Source organism: Actinophytocola sp., assembly GCF_036402745.1.
Lineage (GTDB): Bacteria > Actinomycetota > Actinomycetes > Mycobacteriales > Pseudonocardiaceae > Actinophytocola.
Window position 1 is genome coordinate 24,403 of sequence record NZ_DASWSJ010000030.1, and the last position, 16,800, is coordinate 41,202.

Below are 16,800 nucleotides of genomic sequence, written 5' to 3' on the forward strand. Positions count from 1 at the left end.
ACTCACGGGGAGCTCCACCATGGCGTTGCCGTTCATGTTCTTCGACCTGCGTACTTCCGACGTGCCGACCGCCCGGCGCTTCTACGGCGAGCTGTTCGACTGGCCCATCGCCGACGTGCCGGCCGGCGACCGGACCATCCCGATGCTGACCGACGGTCACGACCCGTGGGCGGGTTTCACCCAGCTCGCACCGGACGACGAGCGGCGCCCGCAGTGGGTTCCGTACGTCCCGGTGGACGACCTCGACGCGGCCACGGCCCGGGCGAAGGAGCTCGGCGCGACCGTGGTCCGGGAGCGGGTCGAGCTGGCGCAGGGCTCGCTGGCGGTGCTGGACGACCCCACCGGCGCGGCGCTCGTGCTGTGGCAGCACAAGGAGCAGGACCGGGTCAGTCCCGGAGGAGACGCTTGAGCACCTTGCCGGACGGGTTCCTCGGCAGGTCCGGCCGGAACTCGATCTCCCGGGGCACCTTGTAGTTGGCCAGCTCGCGCAGGCAGTGGCCCCGGACGTCCTCGACCGACAGGGCCGGGTCCCGGCGGATCACGTAGGCCTTGCCCACCTCGCCCAGCCGCTTGTCCGGCACGCCCACCACCGCCGACTCGGCCACGCCGGGCAGCCGGGCGAGCGCCTGCTCGACCTCGGCGGGGTAGACGTTGAAGCCACCGCAGATGTACATGTCCTTCAGCCGGTCGGTGATCGTGAGGTAGCCGCGGTCGTCGACCTCGCCCACGTCGCCCGTGTGCAGCCAGCCGCCGGCGTCGACGGCGGCCGCGGTCGCGGCCGGGTCGTCGAGGTAGCCCAGCATCACGTTCGGGCCGCGCAGCAGGACCTCGCCGGCCGCCGGGTCGATGCGCAGCTCGAAGCCCGCGGCCGGGCGGCCGCAGGTGTGCGCGACGGTCGACGCGTCGTCGTCGGTCCGGCACATCGTCGCGACGACCGCCTCGGTGAGCCCGTACGCGGTGAGCACGGCGTCGAGCTCGAGCTCGTTCTGCATCCGCTCGACGAGGACCACGGGCACGGTCGCCGCGCCGGTCACCGCGAGGCGCAGGCTGGACAGGTCGACGTCGTCGCGGTCGGGGTGGTCGAGCATCGTCTGGTAGATCGTGGGCGGGCCGGGCAGCACGGTGATCCGCTCGGCCGCGACCAGCCGCATCGCCTCGACGACGTCGAACACGCGCTGCGGCACGATCGTCGCGCCGGTCAGCAGACAGGCGAGGATGCCGGCCTTGTAGCCGAAGCTGTGGAAGAACGGGTTGATCACCAGGTAACGGTCGGCGCTGGTCAGCTCGCCGAGCTCGGCCCACGCGCGGGCCACGCCGAGGGCCTGGCGGTGCGCGCTCATCGCGCCCTTGCTGCGGCCGGTGGTGCCGGAGGTGAACAGGATGTCGCTGACGTCGTCCGGGCCGACCTCGGCCGCCCGCGGGTCGGCGTCGGGCACCCCGGCGGCACGGGCCGCGAGGTCGGCCCAGGCGATGACGCCCTCCGGTGCCGCGCCCGCGTCGAGCGGGATGTGCACGACCGTGTCCGGCACCGGGTGCTGGCCGGCCCGCAGCTCGGCCAGCCGGTCGCGGCCGAGGAACTCACCCGCCACCACCAGCGCGGCCGCCTTCGTCCGGGTCAGCAGGTCGGCCGTCTCGGCCGCGGTGAAGCGGGTGTTGATCGGGACCAGCGTCGCGCCCGCGTAGGTGGTGGCCAGCGCGGCGATCACCCAGTGATGCGTGTTCGGCGAGCACAGGGCCACCCGGTCGCCCGGGCCGATGCCCTCGGCCAGCAGCGCACGGGCGACCGTGCGGACGTGCTCGCGCAGCTGACGCCAGGACAGCCGGACGGTTCCGTCGACGAGAGCCTGGGCGTCGCCGAAGCGCGCCGAGGCGGCGGCGAGTGCGGCCGGGATGGTGTCCACCCGCCAATACTAGAACACGTTCTAGAAACTGGGTCGCAACGTCGGGGGTGGCATCGGCGTACTGCTTGTCATGACATTTCGAACGATCGCCCTCGCGGTGGCGCTCGCGCTCCTGCCCGGGCACCTCGCCGCCGCGGCCGAACCCGAGCTGACCTTGGCGTTCACCGACCGCGCCGGGGCGCCGGCGGCCCGCGCCGAGGCGACCCTGATCAACCTCGACACCGGCGACCACCTGAGCACCGACAGCGCCGGCGGCACCGCCACGATCCCCGCGACCCCCGGCCGGTACATCCTGTACTCGATCGTCTACACGGGACGGTCCGAGGCGAGCCTGCTGCTCTGGCCACGGCTGGAGGTGAGCGGGCCGGCCACGCTCGCCCTGGACGCGCGGCTGGCGCGGCCGGTCGAGGTACGGGTGCCGCACAGGTCCGCGCGCGTCGCCGCGGCGGTGATCATCTCGAACATCGACTACACCATCGACGGCGAGGCACGCGGGGCCATCGCCTCGGTGAGCACGGCCGAGGCCCCGCGGGTCTCGAGCGCGCAGCTGGGTTCGGCGGAGCCGGTCGCGGGCGTCCACAGCCGCATCAAGGTCAACCTCGCCGAGCCGGACGCGGCCGGCGACTTCCGCGCGAGCCCGTACCACTACACGCTCCAGTGGGCGCAGGAAGGTCGCATGTGGACAGGCCTGCGGGAGGAGGTGCGCGCGGCCGACCTGGACACGGTGCGGGCCGACTACGCCACGCTGGACGGCAAGTTCGACGCCTACACCGGGGCGTTCGACGTCGGCGGCGGCGTCGACCGCTCGATCGGCGTGCCGATCACGTTGCCGCACAAGCGAACCGAGTTCTTCACCAAGGGCGTGGCGTGGAACGCACGGGTGTGCTTCGCGCCCGACCTCACCGCGGGTCAGTCGTGCCTGTCCGGCAAGCCCGCGTCGCGGTGGAACTACGGGCCGTACCTGCCGGCCGCACGGTTCATCGAGCGGTTGGACAACCGGATCCGGATCATCGCGGGGCTCGCCGACCAGTCCGGTCACCTGGGCCTGGACGAGGGTGACATCGTCGACGGCCGGTTCACGCTCTACCGCGACGGCGTCAAGGTCGGCGAGACTTCCCTGGACCAGCCCGGGTTCGACGACCTGCCCGCGGAGCCCGCGCGGTACCGGATGGAGTTCGACGGCTCGATGGCGACGCTGCTGCCGGGCTCGTTCCACGCGGCGTGGACGTTCGAGTCCGGGTACGCGCCGATCGGCGAGGGGATGCTGCCGACGCTGAACGTGCGGTTCACTCCCAAGCTGGACAACGAGAACCACGCCGTGGCGGGCCGGCCGCTGACCCTGCCGATCGAGGTGGCCGGCGGCGACGCGCGGGCCGTGACGGTGGACCTGTCCTTCGACGCGGGGAAGACCTGGCGCCCGGCGACGGTCCGGCCGGCCCGGGCCGGGTGGACGACGACCGTGACTCCCCCGGCGGACGCGGCGGACATCTCCCTGCGTGCGCACGCGTCCGACGCGGACGGCAACGCGGTGGAGCAGGTGATGACCCGGGCGATCCCGCTCAGGCCAGCCGGCGGATGAGCCGGGAGACGACCGAGGAGACGATCAGCCAGAACAGCGCCGCCAAGCCGTAGTTGACCAGGACGCGCAGCTCCGCGTTCTCGGGCGTGAAGAGGTTCCGGAAGGCCAGCGCCAGCGGCTCGGCGGCGTCGGCGAAGAAGACGGTGATGCTGTTGTCGGGGTTGGCGCTGCCGACGGTGAGCACGACGTGCACCACCAGCACCAACGCGAAGATCAGCCCGACCCAGCGGACCAGACCTGCCAGCACTCCCACCACGGACGCGCGGACTTCGGCAGGGGTTCGCCGTCGCTCCTGCGCGACGTCCTCAGGGCGCTCACTGTGCGCGGCCATGGTGGAAGTCTGGCACGTCCGGTACCCGCCTGGCTACCGGCGGGTAGGCGGCTGCGCCGGCACCGGTCAGCGGGAGACCAGCCGGGCGATGAAACTGGCCACCACGACCCAGAACACGGCGGCGAGACCGTAGTTGACGAGTACCTCGAGGTTGACGTTCGCGAGCTTGAACAGGCCCGGGAAGAACAACGCGAGCGGCACGGCCAGCGACTTGACGAAAAGGAAGAACGAGTTCGCCGGGTTCGCGCTGAACAAGATCATGAGGATGTAGACGACCTCGATCACGGCGAACAGAGCGCCAATGCCGGTAATGACTCGCGCGGCGGTGCCGCGCCCGCTGCTGATGGCCCATCTACGAGTAGTCATGCACGGTGGATGCCCGCACCGCCCTGTGACGAAACGCCCGGCCCAGAGCAATCCGCTACGCCGTTCGGCCCACTATGTGGAACCCGGGTTTCCCCACGGCCGGTCCCGGTGACTACGCTGACGGCCGTGGCGCGTGTTCTCCTCCTTCGCTGCCGCGACGGGGCCTGACCAGACCGGCTCCCCGCCGCGGGGCGAAGCCTTGCCGGTCTTCCTTCATCGAACCCGGCCAGGAGACCTTCACATGACCATTCCGGACACTCAGCGCGCCGCGAACAGCAAGCTGCGCATGCCTTCGCGCCCCGCGCCGGCCGAGCAGCCGGCCTGGAACACCCAGCGCGGGTCGGCCATGCCGACCCACCGGTACAAGCCGTTCGCCCAGCTCGTCGAGCCCGTGACGCTGCCCGACCGCGCCTGGCCGGACCGGCCCATCACGCGCGCGCCGCAATGGTGCGCGGTCGACCTGCGGGACGGCAACCAGGCGCTGATCGACCCGATGTCGCCGGCCCGCAAGCGCAAGATGTTCGACCTGCTCGTACGCATGGGCTACAAGGAGATCGAGGTCGGCTTCCCGGCCGCGTCCCAGACGGACTTCGACTTCGTCCGAGAGATCATCGCCGACGGGGCGGTACCCGACGACGTGTCGATCCAGGTGCTGTCGCAGTGCCGGCCGGAGCTGATCGAGCGGACGTTCGAGTCGCTGCAGGGCGCGCACAAGGCGATCGTGCACATCTACAACTCGACGTCGATCCTGCAGCGGCGGGTCGTGTTCCGCGAGGAGCGCGAGGGGATCAAGAAGATCGCCACGTCGGCGGCGGAGATGGTGCTCGAGTACGCCGGCAAGTACACCGATACGGACTTCCGGTTCGAGTACTCGCCGGAGTCCTACACCGGGACCGAGCTGTCCTACGCGGTGGAGGTGTGCAACGCGATCACCGAGATCTGGCAGCCCACTGTGGACCGTCCGGTGATCATCAACCTGCCGGCGACGGTGGAGATGGCGACCCCGAACGTGTACGCCGACTCGATCGAGTGGATGCACCGCAACCTGGAGCGCCGCGACTCGGTCGTGCTGTCGCTGCACCCGCACAACGACCGCGGCACCGCGGTGGCTGCCGCCGAGCTGGGCTACAAGGCCGGTGCGGACCGGATCGAGGGGTGCCTGTTCGGCAACGGCGAGCGGACGGGCAACGTCTGCCTGGTCACGCTGGGGATGAACCTGTTCAGCCAGGGCATCGACCCGCAGATCGACTTCTCCGACATCGACGAGATCCGGCGGACCGTCGAGTACTGCAACCAGCTGCCCGTCGGCGAGCGGCACCCGTGGGGCGGGGACCTGGTGTTCACCGCGTTCTCGGGCTCGCACCAGGACGCGATCAACAAGGGCTTCGACGCGATGCGTGACCAGGCTTCGCGGGCGGGCCGGCCGGTCGAGGACCACGAGTGGGAGGTTCCCTACCTGCCGATCGACCCGAAGGACGTCGGCCGGACCTACGAGGCCGTCATCCGGGTGAACTCGCAGTCCGGCAAGGGCGGCGTGGCCTACGTGATGAAGACCGAGCACCAGCTGGACCTGCCGCGGCGGCTGCAGATCGAGTTCTCGCAGGCGATCCAGCGGTACACCGACAGCGAGGGTGGCGAGGTCTCGCCCGCCCTCATGTGGTCCACGTTCGACTCCGAGTACCTGTCGCCGCGGTCGCCGGTGGTGCTGCGCGAGCACCGGATCAGCGACGACGGCCAGGGGCACGACGAGATCGCGGCGGTGGTCGAGGTCGAGGGTGACCGGCACGAGATCTCCGGCGCCGGCAACGGCCCGATCGCGGCCTTCGTCGACGCGCTGGCATCGGTGGGCTACGACGTGCGGGTCCTGGACTACACCGAGCACGCGCTCACTGCCGGCGACGACGCGCGGGCGGCCGCCTATGTCGAGTGCACGATCGGCGACCGGGTCCTGTGGGGCGTGGGCGTCCACAGCTCGATCGTGACCGCGTCGCTGCGGGCGGTGGTGTCGGCGATCAACCGCGCGCATCGCTGAGTGGGGGACGGCGTGGGGGTACCTGCGGTAGGCCTGGGACAAAGAGCCCGCGTAGTACGACTACGCGCCTTCCTCGGATGACGCGCCGTAGTTTTGTCGGTGCTGCGCGCTACCGTGCCGGGCATGGACGAACACCAGGTCAGCTCGGTCTCGCAGCCACCAGCCGCCGTCCGCGTGGGTGGCGGGCGCTCAGGTCTTCCCGAAGCCCGGCGAGCACCGCCCACACCACGCGCGCGCTGATCGCGGCGCTCACCATCGGCACCTGCCGCGTGCCCACCGCGGCCAGCACCTCGCACACCAGGCGATCGGTGTCGCCGCCATGGGCGGCGCCTCGGGCTATCCAGTTGCCCACGGCCTCGGCCACCGTCACGCGGGTGTGGTCGGCGGTTCCCCAGCCGAACATCGGCAGCTCCACCGTCAGCGTGGGGATGCCGAGCTCGCGCTCGATGTACAGGCCCGCGCACTCGGTGCCGTCGATGCCGATGCGTTCGGCGGGGAAGTACGCGTACGTGTGGTCGTCGAGGGTTGTCGTCCAGGTGGCGGCCAGCGTCGGCCAGCGGGCGAACGCGCCGGCCAGGTCCGTGCGCAGGCGGTGGCTCGCGCCCGGCCACGAGCGGTTCGCGTACAGGTAGGGAGCGGCCGCGCCGACGTCGTTGTGCAGCAACAACACCGCGTCGGGGCGCAGCTGCGCCAGGCGCGACCGCAGCTCGGCGGCTCGGTTCTGGGCGGGGGTCCGCGGGTTCGCACAGTGGGCGAACTCGGCCTGCTCCGGCAGCGGTTGCAGGTAGCCGCCGGCCACGTACCCCACCGGGTCCGTGGGCAGCGCGAAGCGGTGCTCGGGCGGCGGCGGGTCGATCGGGCCCACGAGCGCGATCCGGCCCGGCGCGCCGGTCAGCGGCACGGTGGCGGCGAAGGCCGAGCCCAGCGGCTCGTTGGCGTGCGGCAGCAGCCCGACGGCGATCAGCGGGCCGTCGGAACCGAACTCGGACACGTCGATCGCGTCGGCGCTCGGCCATGAGTAGGAAGCGAGGACCTCACCAGATGCTGTAGCCACCATCCACCACCAACACCTGACCCGTCATGTGGTCCGACATGCCCGACGCCAGGAACAGCAGCGGGCCGTTCAGCGCGTCCTCCGGTCCCACCCGGCCGGTGGGCATGAAGCGCTTCACGAACTGCTGCCCCACGTCCGAGTCGAAGTATTCCGCGTTCTTCGGCCCGGCGAGGTAGCCCGGCGCCAGCACGTTGCACTGCACGCCGCGGCCGGCGTACTCGAGCGCGATCGACTTCGTGAAGCCGATCAGCGACGCCTTCGCCGCCGCGTACGCGGCCACCGTCGGGACGGGGTGCATGCCGAGCACGGACGACAGGTTGATCACCTTGCCGCGCCGCCGTTCCGCCATGCCGGGCGCGTAGGCGCGGCACAGGCGGAACGCGGTCCGCAGGTTGATCTCCACCATGTGGTCGAGCACGTCGTCGGTGGTGTCGGCCAGGATCAGCGACGTGCCGGCGCCGACGTTGTTCACCAGCACGTCCACCTCGGGCTGGTCGGCCACGATCTGCGCCACGAACTCGGCGTCGGTCAGGTCGCCGGCCAGGCCGTCGGCGAGCGCGCCCGTCGCGATCAGCGAGACCAGCGCGTCCTTGTTGCGGTCGACGCCGACCACCTTCGCGCCGGCCTCGGTGAACGCCGCCGCCGCGGCCTTGCCGACCGCGCCCGCGGCGCCGGTCAGCAGCACCGTGCGGCCGGCGAGTGACCAGGGATGGGGAGTCACACTGCCTCCAGGTGTCGTGGCGCGGACATGCGCACGGACATCGCGAGCCCGGCCAGGGCGAACAGCACCGCGCACAGCGCGGCCGGCCCACCCGGGCCGGACCACGCGGTGAGCACGCCGACGAACGGGGTGAGCACGGCGAAGCCGAGGTTGCGGCTGGTCGTCATGATGCTCATGGCCGTGGCCTCGCCGTGCTCGCGCAGGTCGTCGAGCACGCGCGCGCGGAACCGCGGCACGAGCCGGGCCTGCGCGGTCTGCACCACGACCGCCGCCACCAGCACCACCGCCACCGACTCGAGGCCGAGCGCGGCCGACGCCAGCGCGGCCAGCACCACACTGACCCGCAGCGGCCAGCGGTCGGGCAGGCCGAAGGCCGCGGCCGACGCGCCCAACGCGACGCCGGCCGCGGCCACCCCGACCAGGTGCTCGCTCAGCCCGGCGCGCACGTAGTACACCGGCGTCAGGTAGAGCAGCACCGAGAACGCGGTGCCGATCAGGATCATGGCGAGCAGGTCCAGCGGCAGCCCGGGCGCCCGGCGCACCCCCCGCACCAGCCCGCGCAGCCGCCGGCCGAGCGGCACCCTGTCCACATCGGACTCCGAGCGCACGTCGGCGACCGTGGTGAGGATGCCGACCGCCGCGAGCTGCGCCGCGGCGGTGGCGACGAACGTCCACCGCATGCCGGCGAACGACAAGGCGCTCGCCGACACCAGCACCACCGCGGTCACCGCCAGGTTCAGCGACTGGAACAGCCGCTCCCCCGCCTCGAACTCGCCCGGCCGCCCGGCCCGGCGCAGCACGCCGGCCGCGAGCGCCGCGTCGGCGCCCATGGTCAGCGCGGTGGCCGCGGCGAACAGCGGTTGCGCGGCCCAGAACGCGGCCGCGTCGGGCACCGTGCCCAGCAGCAGCGCGGCGCCGCCCTGCAGCGACGCGCCGAGAACCAGCGCCTGCCGCGGCCCGATCCGGTCGGCCAGGTGCCCGGCCGGCAGGTCGAACACGACGATGAGCAGCGCGAAGAACGCCTCGATGACCAGGAGCAGGGAGAGCGATATGTCCATTGAGGACGCGTAGAGCACGAGGTAGGGCACGAAGAAGTAGCTGCCCAGCAGCAACCGGGCCACCAGCACCTTGCGGAGGTGGTCGGGCCACGGCCTGCGCATCGTGCTCACCGCCCGGTCGGGGACAGGAGCTCCCAGGTGCCCGGCTCCTCGACGTCGAGCCAGATCAGCTCCTGGTAGATCCGCTTGTAGTACGAGCAGTGCTCGGACTCGCGGTCGAGGCGCTTGAAGTGGGTGTAGCTCTTGTGCACGCAACCGCCGTGGCAGAACTGCTTCCACGTGCAGGAGGAGCACTCGTCGATCTCCTCGACGTGCCGCTCGCGGAGCCTCTCGACGACCGGGCTGGTGTCGACGGCGGTGCGGATGTCGGTCTCGGCGAGGTTGCCGATGACGAACTCCGGCTTGCCGACCATCTCCTCGCACGGGTAGAGGTCGCCGTTGGTGTCGATGGTGATCATGTTGACGCCGGCGCCGCAGGGGTTTCGCATGCACATGTACTCGCGGCGGAACGAGCGCAGCGACCCGAGCTCGCCGGCCAGGAGGTTGGCGAGGGGCACGAGCTTCTCGCCCGCCCGGGCCCGCGCGGCGACGTGCCGCACGACCGTGAAGTAGGACTCGAAGTAGCGGTCGCCGCTGAGCCAGTCCTCGTCGCCGGCGTTGCCGGACTGGAACACCGGGAGGAAGCGGATGCTGGCGACGTCGAGCGCGGCCATGGAGTCGTACATCTCGACGATGCGGTCGGTGTTGCCCGCGTGCACGACGCAGACCGCGTGCACGGCGATGCCCTTGTCCTGCAGGCGCTTGATGCCCTTGACCACGCCCTTGTAGGAGCCCTTGCCGCGGTGGTCGACGCGGAACTCGTCGTGCATCTCCGGAGTGCCGTCGAGGGAGACACGGACAGAGAAGTTGTTGTCGGCCAGGAAGTCGCAGGCGGCGGGGCTGAGGTTGTAGCCGTTGGTCTGGATGGAGAAGACGACTTTCTTGCCGGCCTTCGCGTAGACCTCCTTGGCGTAGGCGACGACCTGGCGGATGTCCTTGAGGGCCATGGTCGGCTCGCCGCCGTGGAACTCGAGGCTGGTGAGCGGGGTGGGCAGCGCGACGAGCTCGTCGACCGCCTTCAGCATGAGCTCGAGCTTGAGCTGCTTGCGGGGGACGCCGTCCTCGATGGTGTAGCAGTAGGTGCAGGCGAGGTTGCACCAGTTGTGCACGTGGAAGACGCCGAGCACGGGGTAGGAGTTGTGGGTGCTCTTGGGCGCGAGCAGCTGGAGGCCCTCGACCCGGCTGGAGGACGTGCCGTACCCCATGCCGTCGAGGGTGACGAGCCCGCGCTGGAACAGCTCGGCCACCCGCTCGGGCTCGAGCCGGATGTCCTTCAGCTGTCCCGTCTCGAGCGCCCGCAGAACGTCCACTTCGGACTGGTCGGCGGTGACCGTCCACCCGCCGGTCCCGGGCGACACCACGAGCGTGTGCGACCCCCGGTCCTCGAAACGAAGCTCATCGGCAAGGCCGACGCGTGTCTCGGCCGTAAGCGAAAGTCGCACTGTTCTCCCTCTTCTCCTTGGTCTCTCCCTCTTCTTCCCGGTCTGGCCGGGGCCCGCCCCGTCGCGGGACGCGCCCCAGCCCGCCGGACATCAGGTGGCCACCCACACGGTGGCGACCACCTCCTCGGTCTCCACGACCTCGATCTCGACCATCTGAACGCACCCCCTCTCTGTGCAGATCGGGTTAGCTACCGACGGTGACCAGGTTCTGACCGCCCACTCGAGATCTGCTCGAGAACCACGCAAGTGTGACCAAGAGATCATCCGGAGGCCGGCCGGAGCGCACCGCGCAGCCAACCGTCCACACAGGATTTGGGGCGGGGTGTGGCCGCCGGCCCCCGAACCCAGCCTACCGGCGGGACCGACAGAAAGGCGCAGCTCAGCGCGGCCTGTGGACAACCGCGGGGAGGGCGAGCCGGGCTACGGAGCCTCGGCGGCGGCCGCGGGGGGCTCGTTCGTCGTGGGGTCCACCGGCGGCTTGTCCAGGTTCTCCGGGAAGTGGCAGGCCACCCGGTGCCCCGGCGCCAGCTCGGCCAGCGGGGGCTCCTCCGTCGAGCAGATCTCCTGGGCCTTCCAGCACCTCGTGTGGAAGCGGCACGCCGGCGGCGGGTTGATCGGGCTCGGCACATCGCCCGTCAGGCGGATTCGCTCGCGGCGGCGTCGGCGCGCCGTGTCGGGGATGGGCACGGCCGACAGCAGCGCCACCGTGTACGGGTGCATCGGGCGCTCGTACAGATCCGTGCGGTTCGCCAGCTCGACGATCTTGCCCAGGTACATCACGGCGACCCGGTCCGACACGTGGCGGACCACCGACAAGTCATGGGCGATCATCACGTAGGTGAGGTCCAGCTCGTTCTGCAGGTCCTCCAGCAGGTTCACCACCTGGGCCTGGATGGACACGTCGAGCGCGGACACCGGCTCGTCCGCCACGATCAGCTTCGGGCGCAGCGCCAGGGTGCGCGCGATACCGATTCGCTGCCGCTGACCGCCGGAGAACTCGTGCGGGTAGCGGTTGTAGTGCTCCGGCGAGAGGCCGACCAGCTCGAGCAGGTCCTGGACCGCCCGCTTGATGCCGTGCTCGGTCTTGACCTTCTGCAGCTTGAACGGCGCCCCGACGATGGTGCCGACCGTGTGCCGCGGGTTCAGCGACGAGTACGGGTCCTGGAAGATCATCTGCACGTCGCGGCGCAGGGGGCGCATCTTGCCGGCCGAGATGTGGCTGATGTCGCGGCCCTCGAAGACGATCTTGCCCGCGGTCGGCTCCAGGAGGCGGGTGATCAGCCGGCCCGTCGTCGTCTTGCCGCAGCCGGACTCGCCCACCAGCGACAGGGTCTCGCCCTTCGTCACGGTGAAGTCGAGCCCGTCGACGGCCTGGACGGCGGCCACCTTGCGTTGCAGCAGGCCGCGCCGGACCGGGAAGTGCTTCTGGAGCCCGGAGACGGACAACAGCTCCTCGCCCGAGCCCGAGGTGGGGCCCGAGCCGGCCGGCGACGAGGCCTCAGCTTCAGCAGTCACATTCTCCCCGTTCACAGCTTCGGCTTGATCTCGTTGTTCCAGAGCCGCAGCCGGTTCTCCGCGGACAGGTGACACGCGATGTGGTGCCCGTTGCCCACGTCCCGCAGCTCCGGCACCTCCGTCTCACTCAGCCCGTTGTTCAGCTCGTCATAGGCACACCGCGGGTGGAACGGACAACCCGGCGGCACGTTGATGAGGCTCGGCGGCGTGCCCGGAATGGGCAGCAGCCGCTCGGAACGCTCGCGGTCCAGCCGCGGCATCGAGCCCAGCAGGCCCCACGTGTACGGGTGCTGCGGCTCGGTGAAGATGTCGTCCGCCGAGCCGTACTCCGCGGCCCGGCCCGCGTACATCACGAGGATGTCGTCCGCGAGCTCGGCCACGACGCCGAGGTCGTGGGTGATGATGATGACCGCGGAGTTGAACTCCTCCTGCAGGTCCCGGATCAGGTCCAGGATCTGCGCCTGCACGGTCACGTCGAGCGCGGTGGTCGGCTCGTCCGCGATCAGCAGCTCCGGGTCGCACGACAGCGCCATCGCGATCATGGCGCGCTGGCGCATGCCGCCGGAGAACTGGTGCGGGTAGTCGTCCACCCGGGACCGCGGGTTCGGGATCCCGACCCGGTCCAGCATCTCGATGGCGTGCTTGCGTGCCACCGCCTTGCTGACGTCGTGGTGGACCCGGTACGCCTCGACGATCTGGTTGCCCACCGTGTAGTACGGGTGCATGGCCGACAGCGGGTCCTGGAAGATCATCGCCATGTCCTTGCCGCGCAGGCGGCGCCTGGACTCCTTGCCCAGCCCGACGAGGTTCTGCCCGTTGAACAGGATCTCGCCGGAGATCTCGGCCGTGCCCTCCTTGTGCAGCCCCATGATCGACAGGCTCGTGACGCTCTTGCCCGACCCGGACTCGCCGACGATGCCGAGCGTCTTGCCGCGGTCGAGCTGGAAGTTCAGCCCGTCGACCGACTTGACGACACCGTCGTCGGTCGGGAAGTGCACCCGCAGGTCGCGCACGTCGAGGAACGCGCCGGACGCGACGGGCTCCGGCTCGGCCACGACGTCGGAGGGCTCGGCGTAGATGTCCTCTTGGCTCATGCGGTCCGCACCCTCGGGTCGACGACTGCGTAGAGAAGGTCGACGATCAGGTTCGCCAGCACGATGAAGACGGCGGCGAGCATGGTCACGCCCATCACCTTCGGCAGGTCGTTGTCGTTGATCGCCTGCACCGCGTACTGGCCCAGCCCCTTGAGCGAGAACGCCTGCTCGGTCAGCACCGCGCCGCCGAGCAGCAGGCCGACGTCGAGACCGAAGATGGTCAGGATCGGCGTGAGTGCCCCGCGCAGGCCGTGTTTGACCACGACCTTGCGTTCTCGCAGGCCCTTCGCGCGCGCCGTCCTGATGAAGTCCTCGTTCATCGTCTCCAGCATGCCCGCCCTGGTGAGCCGGGCGTACTGGGCGGAGAACAGGAACGCGAGCGAGATCCACGGCAGCAGCAGCGACCACGCCCAGTCGGCGGGGTTCTGTTCGAACGGCACGAACCGGCCGGCCTTCGCCGTCCAGTCCAGGCCGTAGCTGAAGATCGTCAGCGCCATCAGACCGGTGTAGAAGATCGGCAGTGACACGCCGGCCAGCGCGATGCCCATCGCGCCACGGTCGAAGACCGTGCCTCTTCGCAGTGCCGACAGGACGCCGATCGAGACGCCGGCGACCACCCAGATGAGCGCGGCGCCGACCGCCAACGACAGCGTCACGGGTATTCGGTCGATCAGCTCCGGCCACACCGGCCGGCTGGTGAGGAACGAGTAGCCGAGGCACGGCGCGGGGCAGTGCTCGACACCGGCGCCGAGGTCGTAGTCGTCGCCGGCGACGACACCCTTGGCCCACCGGCCGTACTGCGCGAACACCGAGTCGTAGAAACCCAGCTTGTCCGCGATCGCCTTGACGGTCTCCTCGGTCGCGGTGCGGCCGACGTACCGGGTGGCGAGGGTCTCCGGGGTCGCCCCGGTGAGCCGGGGTACCAGGAAGAAGATCGAGAACGTTACCGCGCTGACGATGAACAGCAGCACCACGGCGGCGATCAGCCGCCTAATGATGTAAGTAATCAACGGTTGTCATCCAATGCGAGAACGTTCTCGTTGTGGAGGTGGCCGGCCCGGTCCGGACCGGCCACCCCACATCGTGCTTTTACCGGATCCCGGCTGTCACGCGACGCCGAGCGCCAGGTAGTCGTACATGCTGAACGCCGGGCTGATGAACACGTTCGTCAGGCCCTTGCCACGGAACAGCAGGCTCTTGGCGTACACACCGGGCAGGATCACGGCCTCTTCCATGACCCGCTTGTCGATGTCGCCCCACAGGCCCTCGCGCTTGGCGGTGTCCTGCTCGTTGACGGCCGCGTCGAGCAGCTGGTCGACCTCGGGGATCCGCACACTGGTGTTGGACGAGCCACCGGTCTCCCGGATGACCCGGCTGTCGACGATCTGGGACAGGAAGCCGAAGCCGTCGTTCCAGTCCGCACCCCAGCCGTTGATGACCAGGCCCAGCTTGTTGGCGACCACGAACGGCGGGTTGCCGGCGAACTGGGAGAAGTAGTCACCCTGCGCGTAGCCCTTGAGGGTCAGCTTGATGCCGACCTTGCCGAGCGACTGCTGCAGCGACTCCGCGGCGGCCTTCTCCTTCGGCCGCTCGTTGCGGTAGGAGATGTTGGTCTCGAAGCCGTTGGGCTGGCCGCACGCCTGCAGGTGCTGCTTGGCCTTGTCGACGTCACCTTTGTGGTCCGGGGTGTTGTAGAGGTCGAACTTCTTGTAGCCCGGGATCAGCGGCGGCATGAGGGTCGTCGCGACGTCACCACCGGAGAACGGGCCGCCGTAAGCGGTCTGGTAGCCGGTCAGGTCGGCCGCGTACTCGACGGCGAGGCGGCACTCCTTGTTGTCGAACGGCGCCACCGTCGGGTTGATCGAGGTGTACCAGAGCCGCGCGAGCTTCGCGTTGTCCGCCTGGGCCTTGAGCGCCGGGTCGGGCAGGATCGTGCCCTGCGCGGCCGGCTCCACGCCGTCACCGACGACGTCGACGTTGATCGAGCCGTCCATGAGCGCCTGGTCCAGCGAGTCGGCGTTCATGTTGAGCGTGACCTCGTACCGGTCCGGCAGCGCCTTGCGGTACTGGTCGGTCGACGCGGACCACTGGTCGTTGCGGACCAGGGCGAAGCTCTTGCCGGGCTGGTTGTTCTCGAACTTGTACGGCCCGGAGGAGATGATGTGGTCCTGGTACTTCGCGCCCTTGTTGCCACCCTCGTCGGCCGGCACCGGCATGGTCGAGACCAGCTGGGCGAAGTAGTCGAAGCTCGACAGCGGGTTCTTCAGGTGGAAGACGATCGTGTAGTTGTCCGGGGTCTCGATCGCCTGGTTGGTGTCGACGTTCGGCGACTTGTACGGACCCGCATAGCCGTCGGGCAGGTTCAGGAAGTCGTTGAAGTAGGTCGGGCCGTCCGGGAACGTGACCTTGTCGATCGAGCGCAGGACGCCGTACTTGACGTCCGCGGCCTTGACCTCGGTGCCGTTCTCGTACTTGACGCCCTTCTTGATCTTGTACGTCCAGGTCTTCTGGTCCGAGCTCGGCGTGCCGAGGTCCTCGGCGAGGTCGGGCACCAGCGTGTTGCCCTCCGCGCCCGGCACCGGCTTGAACATCAGCAGCGAGCGTCCGTAGAGCCGCGCGAAGTTCCAGGAGTAGCCGTAGTACGTGTCGGCGGTGTCGAGCGAGTCCCAGTCGCCGTTGTTGGCGAGCTTGATCGTGCCGCCCTTCTTCTCAGAAGGGTTGAAGATCTTGTCGACGGCCGCGTTGAACGCCGGCTCGGTGGTGGTCGCCGGACCGCTGCCGCCGCCGCTGCCGCCACCACTCTCCGAGCCGCCGCAGGCGGACGCGGCCAACGCGATCGCCGTGGCTGCGGCGATCGCGGAATACAGGCGCTTTCGTTTCATCTTGCGGGTGCACCCCTTCTAGTTGGGAACCTCATCGCGATCGCGGGTCGAGAGCGTCGCGCAGCCCGTCCCCGAACAGGTTGAACGCGAGCACGGTAATGAAGATCGCCAAGCCGGGCCAGAGCATGAAGTGCGGCAACGTGTAGAACCGCACGGCGTCGGAGAGCATCCCGCCCCAGGTCGCGGTCGGCGGCCGAATACCGACGCCGAGGAACGACAGCGCCGCCTCGAACAGGATGTTCGTGGGGATCAGCATCGTCGAGTAGACCAGGATCGGCGCCACCAGGTTCGGCAGCAGCTCGCGGAACAGGATGTAGGGGCCGCGGCCACCGAGGCTGCGCGCGGCGTCGACGAACTCGCGCTCTCGCAGGGACAGGGTCTGGCCACGCACGATCCGGCCGATGTAGGGCCAGTTGAAGAAGCCGATGACGAAGATCAGCAGGACGATCCGCAGGCCGTCACCCTGGAGCCCGAACGCCTGGTCTGGCACCACGCCGGCGAGCGCGATGGCGAACACCAGGATCGGGAAGGCGAGGAAGACGTCCATAGCGCGGCTGATGATCGTGTCCACCCAGCCGCCGAAGAAGCCGGCGACGACGCCCATGACGGTGCCGATGGTGACCGACAGGAGGGTGGCCGAGACCGCGATCAGCAGGGAGATCCAGGAGCCCGCGTAGATGCGGGTGAGGATGTCGCGCCCGTTCACGGGCTCCACGCCCAGCGGGT

At 69.9% G+C, this 16,800-nt stretch carries 15 protein-coding genes; 3 read left to right on the plus strand and 12 right to left on the minus strand.

Features of this window, described 5'->3' with window-relative positions; genetic code table 11:
- The first annotated feature begins 19 nt into the window (after positions 1–19).
- Positions 20–409, plus strand: coding sequence for a VOC family protein (locus tag VGD70_RS02460; protein ID WP_331077638.1), 390 nt, complete (start codon positions 20–22; stop codon positions 407–409).
- On the opposite strand, the gene VGD70_RS02465 is transcribed toward VGD70_RS02460, so the two are convergent.
- Positions 387–1,901 (minus strand): FadD3 family acyl-CoA ligase, encoded by a 1,515-nt coding sequence (locus VGD70_RS02465; RefSeq protein WP_331077640.1) that lies wholly within the window; start codon positions 1,899–1,901, stop codon positions 387–389. The genes VGD70_RS02460 and VGD70_RS02465 overlap by 23 nt on opposite strands.
- A gap of 70 nt (positions 1,902–1,971) precedes the next feature.
- On the opposite strand from VGD70_RS02465, the gene VGD70_RS02470 reads away from it, so the two are divergent.
- On the plus strand, positions 1,972–3,480 hold the full coding sequence (locus tag VGD70_RS02470) for a hypothetical protein (protein WP_331077642.1): 1,509 nt from the start codon (positions 1,972–1,974) through the stop codon (positions 3,478–3,480).
- On the opposite strand, the gene VGD70_RS02475 is transcribed toward VGD70_RS02470, so the two are convergent.
- Entirely contained in the window at positions 3,461–3,811 is a 351-nt protein-coding gene (locus VGD70_RS02475; protein WP_331077644.1) for a hypothetical protein, read from the minus strand. The genes VGD70_RS02470 and VGD70_RS02475 overlap by 20 nt on opposite strands.
- A 66-nt stretch (positions 3,812–3,877) precedes the next feature.
- Positions 3,878–4,177, minus strand: coding sequence for a hypothetical protein (locus VGD70_RS02480; RefSeq protein WP_331077646.1), 300 nt, complete (start codon positions 4,175–4,177; stop codon positions 3,878–3,880).
- A 241-nt stretch (positions 4,178–4,418) separates the two neighbouring features.
- Here VGD70_RS02480 and leuA point away from each other — a divergent pair, with 241 nt between their 5' ends.
- Positions 4,419–6,209, plus strand: a complete 1,791-nt coding sequence (leuA, locus tag VGD70_RS02485) for a 2-isopropylmalate synthase (protein ID WP_331077648.1) — start codon at positions 4,419–4,421, stop codon at positions 6,207–6,209.
- Positions 6,210–6,348: 139 nt separating this feature from the next.
- On the opposite strand, the gene VGD70_RS02490 is transcribed toward leuA, so the two are convergent.
- The 9 genes from VGD70_RS02490 to VGD70_RS02530 form a co-directional block, all read right to left on the minus strand.
- A complete protein-coding gene (locus tag VGD70_RS02490; protein ID WP_331077650.1) occupies positions 6,349–7,200 on the minus strand; it encodes a hypothetical protein in 852 nt (283 codons plus the stop codon).
- 43 nt (positions 7,201–7,243) lie between these two features.
- Positions 7,244–7,984, minus strand: a complete 741-nt coding sequence (locus VGD70_RS02495; RefSeq protein WP_331077652.1) for an SDR family oxidoreductase — start codon at positions 7,982–7,984, stop codon at positions 7,244–7,246.
- Complete coding sequence (locus tag VGD70_RS02500; RefSeq protein ID WP_331077654.1) at positions 7,981–9,144, minus strand: MFS transporter; 1,164 nt, start codon at positions 9,142–9,144, stop codon at positions 7,981–7,983. The genes VGD70_RS02495 and VGD70_RS02500 overlap by 4 nt, the downstream gene beginning before the upstream one ends.
- 5 nt (positions 9,145–9,149) lie before the next feature.
- A complete protein-coding gene (locus VGD70_RS02505; protein ID WP_331077656.1) occupies positions 9,150–10,583 on the minus strand; it encodes a radical SAM/SPASM domain-containing protein in 1,434 nt (477 codons plus the stop codon).
- Positions 10,584–11,003: 420 nt separating this feature from the next.
- On the minus strand, positions 11,004–12,098 hold the full coding sequence (locus tag VGD70_RS02510; RefSeq protein ID WP_414637876.1) for an ABC transporter ATP-binding protein: 1,095 nt from the start codon (positions 12,096–12,098) through the stop codon (positions 11,004–11,006).
- Between the two features lie 11 nt (positions 12,099–12,109).
- A complete protein-coding gene (locus VGD70_RS02515; protein WP_331077658.1) occupies positions 12,110–13,192 on the minus strand; it encodes an ABC transporter ATP-binding protein in 1,083 nt (360 codons plus the stop codon).
- On the minus strand, positions 13,189–14,202 hold the full coding sequence (locus tag VGD70_RS02520) for an ABC transporter permease (protein ID WP_331077660.1): 1,014 nt from the start codon (positions 14,200–14,202) through the stop codon (positions 13,189–13,191). The genes VGD70_RS02515 and VGD70_RS02520 overlap by 4 nt, the downstream gene beginning before the upstream one ends.
- A gap of 96 nt (positions 14,203–14,298) precedes the next feature.
- Positions 14,299–16,074 carry an ABC transporter substrate-binding protein gene (locus VGD70_RS02525; RefSeq protein ID WP_331077662.1) on the minus strand — a complete coding sequence of 592 codons (1,776 nt, stop codon included), beginning with the start codon at positions 16,072–16,074 and terminating at the stop codon, positions 14,299–14,301.
- A 31-nt stretch (positions 16,075–16,105) separates the two neighbouring features.
- The coding region (locus tag VGD70_RS02530) for an ABC transporter permease (RefSeq protein ID WP_331077664.1) at positions 16,106–16,800 on the minus strand (695 nt) is incomplete at its 5' end.